The 8,958-nt window shown below is 72.3% G+C and carries 7 protein-coding genes and 2 pseudogenes; 7 read left to right on the forward strand and 2 right to left on the reverse strand.

Features of this window, described 5'->3' with window-relative positions:
• Positions 1–245 (reverse strand): annotated as a pseudogene (locus ABZU99_RS32005) (ABC transporter permease); the annotation flags it as partial.
• Positions 246–592: 347 nt separating this feature from the next.
• Here ABZU99_RS32005 and ABZU99_RS32010 point away from each other — a divergent pair.
• The 6 genes from ABZU99_RS32010 to ABZU99_RS32035 all read left to right on the forward strand — a co-directional run bounded on the left by ABZU99_RS32010 (position 593) and on the right by ABZU99_RS32035 (position 7,560).
• Entirely contained in the window at positions 593–1,261 is a 669-nt protein-coding gene (locus ABZU99_RS32010; RefSeq protein WP_355951423.1) for an HNH endonuclease family protein, read from the forward strand.
• 146 nt (positions 1,262–1,407) lie between these two features.
• A complete protein-coding gene (locus ABZU99_RS32015; protein ID WP_355951492.1) occupies positions 1,408–3,099 on the forward strand; it encodes an alkaline phosphatase D family protein in 1,692 nt (563 codons plus the stop codon).
• Between the two features lie 163 nt (positions 3,100–3,262).
• Positions 3,263–5,209 (forward strand): FAD/NAD(P)-binding protein, encoded by a 1,947-nt coding sequence (locus tag ABZU99_RS32020; RefSeq protein ID WP_356048498.1) that lies wholly within the window; start codon positions 3,263–3,265, stop codon positions 5,207–5,209.
• A 138-nt stretch (positions 5,210–5,347) separates the two neighbouring features.
• Positions 5,348–5,824, forward strand: coding sequence for a DoxX family protein (locus tag ABZU99_RS32025; protein WP_355951428.1), 477 nt, complete (start codon positions 5,348–5,350; stop codon positions 5,822–5,824).
• A gap of 183 nt (positions 5,825–6,007) precedes the next feature.
• Positions 6,008–6,697, forward strand: coding sequence for a VTT domain-containing protein (locus ABZU99_RS32030; RefSeq protein ID WP_355951430.1), 690 nt, complete (start codon positions 6,008–6,010; stop codon positions 6,695–6,697).
• An 86-nt stretch (positions 6,698–6,783) separates the two neighbouring features.
• The gene (locus ABZU99_RS32035; RefSeq protein ID WP_355951432.1) at positions 6,784–7,560 is read left to right on the forward strand and encodes a lytic transglycosylase domain-containing protein; all 777 of its coding nucleotides are present in this window, start codon (positions 6,784–6,786) and stop codon (positions 7,558–7,560) included.
• Here ABZU99_RS32035 and ABZU99_RS32040 read toward each other — a convergent pair.
• Entirely contained in the window at positions 7,541–8,323 is a 783-nt protein-coding gene (locus tag ABZU99_RS32040) for an alpha/beta hydrolase (protein WP_355951433.1), read from the reverse strand. The genes ABZU99_RS32035 and ABZU99_RS32040 overlap by 20 nt on opposite strands.
• 219 nt (positions 8,324–8,542) lie before the next feature.
• Here ABZU99_RS32040 and ABZU99_RS32045 point away from each other — a divergent pair.
• Positions 8,543–8,735, forward strand: a pseudogene (locus ABZU99_RS32045) (histidine phosphatase family protein); the annotation flags it as partial.
• Positions 8,736–8,958: the final 223 nt, after the last annotated feature.

Below are 8,958 nucleotides of genomic sequence, written 5' to 3' on the forward strand. Positions count from 1 at the left end.
GCGAGCCCGGTCGGCGGCACCACCACGGCCACCGGCACCACCCCCGCGTCGATGGGCGGCGCGGCCCGGCCGCGCGCCCCCGCCACGGCGATCGCGCGGGCGTAGCCACGACTCCCGCTGTCCGCGAGACGGCACGGACGGCGCGACGGCCGCACGGCGGCCAGCAGCAGGGCGCCGAGCACCGCCCCGAGCGTGGCGCTGACCGGCAGCAATGCCGCGGCCGCGAGAGCGGGGGCGGCGAACACGCCGCCACCCCACGGCGAACACGCCGCCACCCACGGCGGGCAGCGGCCAATCCGCGGCGGGCAGCGGCCGATCCGCGGCGCGCGGCGCCCGATCCGCGGCGCGCGACGGCCAATCCGCGGCGCGCGACGGCCAATCCGCGGCGGGCAGCGGCAAATCCGCGGCGGGCGGCGGCCAATCCGCGGCGCCGCACGGCGCGCACACCCGGGGGTAGCCGACTCCCAGGAGCCCTTGCGTTGACATGACCGCGTCGTCACTCTGTTACCTGGCGCCCACCCCACGGATACCCGGCGCCGCGACGATGGCCGGGCACCAGCGGCCAACGACCCCCCATCTCAAGGGAGTTCGCATGTCAGAAATGCGCAGTCGCTCCACCCGACGCGGCATCTACGCGCGTCGATTGTCCGTCTTCGGCGGGTTCGCCGCCCTGCTGGGCACACTCGTACTGAACGGACCGTCCGCCCAGGCCTCCCCGCCCGCCCCGCCGAGCGCCGCCACCGCCCGTACGCAGCTGGCCTCACTGACCGTCCAGGCGGAGGGCTCGTCCGACGGCTACAGCCGCGACAAGTTCCCGCACTGGATCACCCAGAGCGGCGCCTGCAACACCCGTGAGGTCGTTCTCAAGCGCGACGGCACCAACGTCCAGACCGACTCCAGCTGCGCGGCGACCAGCGGCAGTTGGTACTCCGAGTACGACGGCGCCACCTGGTCCGCCGCCGCCGACGTGGACATCGACCACATCGTCCCGCTCTCCGAGGCGTGGAAGTCCGGCGCGAGCGGCTGGACCACCGCCCAGCGCCAGGGCTTCGCCAACGATCTGACCCGCTCCCAGCTCATAGCCGTCACGGACAACGTCAACCAGGCCAAGGGCGACCAGGACCCGGCCGAGTGGCTGCCGTCGAGGACCTCCTACCACTGCATGTACGCCCGGATGTGGGTATCGGTGAAGTACTACTACAAGCTCACCCTCGACTCGGCCGAGAAGTCCGCGCTCAGCAACATCCTCAACGGCTGCTGACAACGCTCCGGACCGCCGCGCCCTCCCCGTCGTTCCGTTTCGTACCGTACGTACGCGAGTATGCGGTACTGCATGCGCGAGGCATGGACACGGACGGAGCGATGGAGGAGGGCCGGATGGAGCGCCGGGACGACCGCGAGGACCGGATGGCCGGGCTGCGCCTGGGACCACTGCTGCGCCAGGTCGACTGGGAGACGGGGACACGTGCGACCGTCTGGGTCGAGACCGACCGGCCCTGCGAGACCGAGGTGCGGTGCGCCGACGGCGCCGGCGGCACGGCCCGCACCTGGCGGATCGCCGGCCACCACTACGCCCTGATCCCGGTCACCGGGCTGCGGCCGGGCAGCGAGACGGCATACCGCGTGCTGCTGGACGGCGAGCAGGTCTGGCCGCTGCCCGGCTCCGCCTTCCCGGACAGCACGATCCGTACGCCGGCGCCGGGAACCCCGGACGGGGACAAGGGGGCGCCCGTCCGCGTCGCCTTCGGCTCCTGCCGGTGGGCCGCGCCGCCCTCCGACGCCTCGCACGACCCGGTCGGGCCGGACGCCCTCGACACCCTCGCGAGCACCCTGGCCCACACCCCGGACAGCCCGCGCCCCGATGTGCTGGTGCTGCTGGGCGACCAGGTCTACGCGGACGAGACCTCCGCCGAGACCCGCCGCTGGCTGGCCACCCGCCGCGACCTGAGCGATCCGCCCGGGGGCCAGGTCGCGGACTATGAGGAGTACACCCGGCTCTACTACGAGTCCTGGCTGGACCCCGAGGTGCGGTGGCTGCTCTCCACCGTCCCCAGCTGCATGATCTTCGATGACCACGACGTCATAGACGACTGGAACACCAGCGAGGCATGGCTGCGCCGGATGCGCGCCACCCCGTGGTGGCGGAAGCGGATCATGAGCGGCCTGATGTCGTACTGGGTCTATCAGCACCTGGGCAACCTCTCCCCCGCCGAGCTGGCCGCCGATGAGCTGTACGCGGCGATGCGCGAGGCGTCGGAGGGCGACGGCGACGGCACGGAGGCGCTGCGGGAGTTCGCCTCCCGCGCGGAGGCGGACCCGGCGTACACACGCTGGAGCTACCGCCGCGACTTCGGCCGGACGCGGCTGCTGATGGTCGACACGCGTGCGGCGCGGGTGCTGGACGAGGGCGCGCGGGCGATGCTCCACGACAAGGAGCTGGCCTGGGTGCGGGAGCAGGCGCTGGAGGGCACGTCGGAGGGTCGTTACGACCATCTGCTGCTCGGCACCTCGCTGCCCTGGCTGCTGCCGCACTTCGTGCACGACGTGGAGCAGTGGAACGCCTCGGTCTGCGGCGGGAGACGCGGTGCGCGCTGGGGCCGGATCGGCGAGGATCTGCGGCAGCGCGGCGATCTGGAGCACTGGGCCGCCTTCCCGGACTCCTTCGACGAGCTCACCGATCTGATCGCGGAGGTGGGCGGTGCGTCGGGGGCGCCGGCGACGATCAGTGTGCTGTCGGGCGATGTGCACCACGCGTACATCGCGGAGGCCGACTGGTCGCGCCTGCCGCACCGGCCGGGCAGTCAGGTGCGGCAGCTGACCTGTTCGCCGGTCCACAACAGCATCGGGGCACCGATCCGGTTCGGCTTCCGCTTCGGCTGGAGCGCGGCGGGGCGGGCGATCGGCCGTCTCTTCACCCGCCACGGCCGCGTCCCGCGCTCCCGGTTGCGCTGGCGCAAAACGGGCGGCCCGTGGTTCGGCAACCAGTTGATGACCCTGACCCTGCGGGGCCGCGCCGCCCAGCTGCGCCTTGAGCAGGCCCAGGCGAACGGAGGGACCGGCGGGCCCCGGCTGGTGACGAAGCTGTCAACGGACTGGTAGGCGCAGCACACCCAACCCGCGACATAAACCCCCGTCAGCCATCCCAGGATGTGATCCGCCCCACAGCGGAGTAGAAGGTTCCGGACACTGCTCGATTCCGGTGGAACAACCGGCCATGATGGGCGCGGTTCCTGCGTCACATCTGCCCCGGGAGACACCCACCTTGGCCGGAGACCCCCACGCCATAGCCATCGTCGGCGCCGGCCCCCGCGGCACCAGCGTGCTGGAGCGCATCTGTGCCTCGGCTCCCGAGCTGACGCCTCATACCCCGCTGACCGTGCACATGGTGGATCCCTCCCCGCCCGGTGCGGGCCGGGTGTGGCGCACCGCCCAGCCGGGCGAGTTGCTGATGAACACCGTGGCCTCGCAGGTGACCCTGTTCACCGATGACAGCGTCGAATGCGGCGGACCGGTACGGACCGGGCCGAGCCTGTACGAATGGGCCGCCGCCGGCGGACTGGCGCCCGGGCTCGGCCCGGACGACTATCCGAGCCGCGCCCTCTACGGCCGCTATCTGGAGTGGGTGTTCGGCGAGGTCGTAGGAAGCGCCCCCGCCACGGTCACCGTCCGGGTGCATCCGGCTCGCGCCGTACGGCTCGACGAAGAACCCGGCGGCCGGCAGGCGCTGACGCTCGACGACGGCACCCGGATCGAGGGGCTGGACACCGCCGTCCTCGCCCAGGGCCATCTGCCCGCGACCGCCGACGAGACGGAGCGGCGGTACGCGGCGCACGCCGAGCGGTACGGGCTGCGCTACTACCCGCCCGCCAACCCCGCCGATGTCGACTTGTCGCTCATCGCACCCGGCGAACCGGTGCTGCTGCGCGGCCTCGGCCTCAACTTCTTCGACCACATGGCGCTGCTGACGGCGGGCCGGGGCGGCACCTTCGCCCCGCATCCGCAGGGCGGCGGGCTGGTCTACCGGCCCTCGGGCCGTGAGCCACGGCTGTACGCGGGGTCGCGGCGCGGCATTCCGTACCACGCGCGCGGCGACAACGCGAAGGGGCCCTGCGGCAGGCACACCCCGCTGCTGCTCACCCCGGATGTCCTCGCCCAGTTCCGCAAGCGCGCGGACGCCGGTGAGCCGCCGGACTTCCTGACGGAGATATGGCCGCTGGTGGCCAAGGAGGCCGAGACGGTCTACTACGAGGCGCTGCTGGCCCTCCGCGCGCCCGGCGTTCCCACCCCCTCTCCCGTCGCCCCTTCCCGCCCACCGTGCTTCAGGAGTCGCTTTCTGGCCACCGAGCACGGCAGCCCCGAAGAGGCCGCCGTGCTGACGGAATTCGGCATTCCGGAGAGCGAGCACTGGTCCTGGGACACGGTGTCCCAGCCGCACCAGGGGCACGAGTTCACGGACCGTGAGGACTTCCAGCGCTGGCTGCTGGCCTACGCGCGCCAGGATGTGGCACACGCCCGCCTCGGCAATGTGGCGGGCCCCGTCAAGGCGGCCCTGGACGTCCTGCGCGATCTCCGCAACGAGGTACGGCAGATCGTCGATCACGGCGGGCTGACGGGCGCCTCGCGACAGGCCCATCTCGACCGCTGGTACACCCCGCTGAACGCGTTCCTCTCGATCGGGCCGCCGCGCCGCCGGATCGAGGAGATGGCCGCGCTGATCGAAGCCGGGGTGCTCCGGATCCTCGGCCCGCGGCTGGACGTGTCCATGGAGTCCCCTGACCACGACGGGCGCGGCGCCGGATTCGCCGCCCGGTCGGCCGAGGTGCCGGGACCTCCCGTGACGGTGACGACGCTGATCGAGGCGCGGCTGCCGGAGCCGGATCTGCGACGGACGGCCGATGCGCTGCTGAGCCATCTGCTGAGCACCGGACAGTGCCGCCCGCACCGGGTGGAGAGCTATGAGACGGGCGGGCTCGATGTCACCGCCGCCCCCTACCGGCTGGTGGACGCTCAGGGACAGCCGCATCCGCGCCGTTTCGCCATCGGGGTGCCGACCGAGGGCGTCCACTGGGTGACGGCCGCGGGGGCCCGGCCGGGGGTGAACTCCGTCACCCTGTGCGACACGGACGCGGTGGCACGTGCGGTACTGCGCGTCGCGGTGACGGCGCCGCCCTGGGAGGAAAACGCGCCGATGTGCGCGGCAGGACTCTGAGGAGGCGGCTTTCGGACGCTTTCAGCACGCCTTCCGGGGCCCGGCATTGGCAAAAACTTGAACTTGCAAGCACAAGTGAGGTCACCCTAACCTGACGACTCCGCTGTTTCCCGTCCCCGGAACAAGGAGCACGTCCCCATGCCTCCCGTCGCCCCGCGCACCCTCAGTGAAGTCCTGGACAACGGCAGACCGTACGTTCTGTCCCTTTTCCGCGTCGTCGTCGGCCTGCTCTTCTTCTGCCACGGCGCCTCGTCCCTGCTCGGCTGGTTCGGCGGCATGATGGGCACCGGCGAGACCGTCGACGCGGGCACGTGGCCCGGCTGGTACGCCGCGGTGATCCAGCTCGTGGGCGGCGCCCTGGTGCTGCTCGGCCTCGGCACCCGCAGCGCTGCGTTCATCTCCTCGGGCTCGATGGCCTATGCGTACTTCCATGAGCACCAGCCGGAGAAGCTGTGGCCCATTCAGAACGGCGGCGAACTCGCCGCGACGTTCTGCTGGGCGCTTCTGCTCCTCGTCTTCACCGGCCCCGGCCCCTGGGCGCTGGACCGGTTCATGGGCTCCTCGCGGGAGTCGGCCACCTCGGCCGAAGCCCAGCGCCGGCCGAGCGCGGTCTGATACACGTCATGTCAGGTCTCAGGCCATGCGGGGCACGTGCCCCGCATGGCGTGATTCGAACAACATCATCACCCCTTACCGGTATCCTCACGAGTCGCAGGCGTACGCTGTATGGCTGTACAGGCTGGCGTCTGCCGCTTCCCGGCGACATGCGCAGCGGGGGGAACGGGATCGGGAGAAACGTTGCTGGAACATTTGGGGTCGCTGACCAACACCCCATGGATTTACGCGGTCATCGCGGCATCGGTCCTTCTCGACGTCTTTCTGCCCGTTCTGCCCAGCGGAGTCCTCGTCATCACCGCCGCCACCGCGGCCGCCGGGACCACGGTCGACGCCGTCGGGGTGGTGCGCCGGGCGGGCGCGGCCGACTTTCCGGCCATGTTCGCGCTCGTGCTGTGCGCGGCGACCGCCTCCGTCCTCGGCGACATGGTCGCCTACCGGCTGGCCTGGCGCGGCAGCGACCGGCTCGACCGTGCCATCGCGCGTTCGCGCCGACTCACCTCCGCGCAGGAGAAGTTGGGCACCGCCATCGTGCGCGGCGGCGGCCCACTGGTCGTCATAGCCCGCTTCGCGCCCGCCGGGCGCTCGGTCGTCAGCCTGAGCGCGGGCGCGGCCCACCGCAGGGTCACGGAGTTCCTGCCGTGGTCGGCGGTGGCCGGGCTGGCGTGGGCGGCGTACAGCGTGGCCCTCGGCTATGTCGGCGGACAGTGGCTCGGCGCCACCTGGCTGGGTACGGCGGTCTCGGTGCTCGCCCTCTTCGCGGCGGGTGCGGGCGCGGCCTACGTGATGAAGCGGCCTGGTGAGGACGAGGCCGGTCCGCTGCCCGCCCCCGCCGGTCCGGTGGGAGCGCCCCGGGCCCACCATGCCTCCTAGGTCCCGTGTCGGCGAGCGATGACGACTCGGCCCGGAATTCCGGTTACCGTCCCCCCCATGCGTACCCCCTTCCTGCCGGTGCCGGCATGCTGACCCGTGCTGCCGGGCTGGTCGCGGCGTTTCTCGCGAGCCTCGCCCTGGTCGTCGCCGCGGTCCTTGTCGTACGGCATCTCACCGCGCCATCGGAGCCCAAGCTTCCGGTGATCCCCGACTCCCGGCGCCCCGTGGTGGAGGGGGCGGCCCGGGTCTGTCCCTCACTGAGCGTGCCGCTGCTGGCCGCGCAGATCGACGCGGAGAGCGGCTGGCGGCCGGACGCGGACTCGGGGCATGCCCAGGGCATTTCGCAGTTCTCCCCGGACACCTGGAAGGAGTGGGGCCGGGACGGCAACGGCGACGGCAAGGCCGACATCTGGGAGCCCCGGGACGCCATCCCCTCCCAGGCGCGCTACATGTGTCATCTCTACAGCGTGGTCAAGGTGATCCCGGGCAGTGAGACCAGGCTCGCCGCGACCAGGCTCGCGCTCGCCGCCTACAACGCGGGGCCGAACGCGGTCCTCAGGGCGCGCGGCATCCCGAAGATCCAGGAGACGCGCGGCTATGTGGACAAGATCGTGAAGGAGCTGCTCCCCCAGTACCGGAAGAGCGAGGCGAAGTACCAGGAGAGCGAGGCCAGACACAGCGCTGGTAAAAATTCCGGCACCGGAAAGAACTCCGGCAGTCCCTCCGCCTCGCCCTCCTCCGCCCCGCCCTCGACGGCCTCACCCTCCCTTTCGCCGTCCCTTCCGGCGTCCCCCATCGCTTCCGCGGACCCGTCCCCGGCCGTACCCGCCACCACCGCACCGGCTACGCGTCAGCCGCGATGAAGTCCTCCACGGCCCGCACGAGTTCCAGCGGGGTCTCATCGGCGGGGTAGTGCCCGGCGCACGCCAGCTCGACCAGTTCGACGTTGGGGTACCAGCGCAGCCAGGTCTGCCGCATCACGTCCGCCGTGAGCGCCGGGTCATGGGCGCCCACCACGACCCGGACCGGCACCCGGGCACCCTCTATCTCCTCGTGGAAGTCCTCCAGCGCCCAGGAGTCCAGCCAGGCCCGGAACGCCTTGGCGTCGCTGTGCTCCAGCGAGTGCCGCACCATCAGATCCAGCCACGCGGCCGGGTGGCGCCCGCCGGTGGTGAGGTCGATGATCGCCCGCCGGTTCTCGGGGCGCTCGGCGGCGCCCGCGAACAGCTGCCACTGCTCGCCCTCCATCGGCACCCCGCCGGCGGGCACCGGCGCGACCCCGACCAGCCGCCGGACGCGGTGCGGGGCCGCGGCCACGACGCGCTGGACGACCGCGCCGCCCATCGAGTGGCCGACGAGCGAGAACCGCTCCCAACCGAGCTCATCGGCGAGCGCGAGCAGATCGTGGCCGGCCTCGGTCGTGGTGTACGCGCCGGGGAGGTCGCGCGCCTCCCCGTAACCGCGCAGATCGGGGAGGACGTAGGTGAAGGCGCGCCGGTCGATGTGCGGCAGCATCGCGGCGTACGCGGCGCGGTCCGAGAACCAGCCGTGCACCGCCATCACATGGTTCGGCCCTTGGCCGACGGTCTCATACGGTGGAACGAGGGGTGGAACGATCGGGTCCATGGCACCTCCGGTCCCCAGTCGAATGCGGGCGCGCGGCGCGTGCCCGGGGGGACAACGGTGACGTCTCCAGCGGACCTGGGCAAGCCCGGTGCGCATATGCGTGGCCGCGATACGGCGTCCGGAGGGACCGTATCGCGGGCACAAGGAGATCCTTTCCGTTCCGGACCGTCTGGTGATGAGCCCCATCGCCTGGCTCGTCCGCGCCGCGCTGGACGCGCCCAAGTGGCGCTGGACGCGCCCAAGTGGCGCTGGCCGGGCCCCAACCACTGCCACGCGGCCCTGACGGTCATCCGCTACCCGCTACCCGCTACCCGGCCGCCCGCCCGCCGTCCTCTTCACCAACGACACGGCCGACACGGCCCACCTGCCCGCGCCACCGCGCTGGACCGGCTACCCGCCCGAGTCGCGCGTCACGTCCTCGAGGGCGGGCGGTCCGCACACGGCGGAGGCCGGACCCGCGCTGTTGGGTCCGGCCCCGCCGTGTCCGAGTCCGCATGCAGCCCAGCAAGACCGCGCTGGACCGGCTACCCGCCCGAGTTGCGCGTCACGTCCTCGAGGGCGGGCGGTCCGCACACGGCGGAGGCCGGACCCGCGCTGTTGGGTCCGGCCCCGCCGTGTCCGAGTCCGCATGCAGC

It is taken from the genome of Streptomyces sp. NPDC005266, from assembly GCF_040607655.1.
Classification (GTDB): domain Bacteria; phylum Actinomycetota; class Actinomycetes; order Streptomycetales; family Streptomycetaceae; genus Streptomyces.

Coding starts and splice junctions, on each gene's coding strand:
- ABZU99_RS32035 (WP_355951432.1), top strand. CDS start 6,784: ATGCTGACCCGTGCTGCCGGGCTGGTCGCGGCGTTTCTCGCGAGCCTC.
- ABZU99_RS32010 (WP_355951423.1), top strand. CDS start 593: ATGTCAGAAATGCGCAGTCGCTCCACCCGACGCGGCATCTACGCGCGT.
- ABZU99_RS32015 (WP_355951492.1), top strand. CDS start 1,408: ATGGCCGGGCTGCGCCTGGGACCACTGCTGCGCCAGGTCGACTGGGAG.
- ABZU99_RS32040 (WP_355951433.1), bottom strand. CDS start 8,323: ATGGACCCGATCGTTCCACCCCTCGTTCCACCGTATGAGACCGTCGGC.
- ABZU99_RS32025 (WP_355951428.1), top strand. CDS start 5,348: ATGCCTCCCGTCGCCCCGCGCACCCTCAGTGAAGTCCTGGACAACGGC.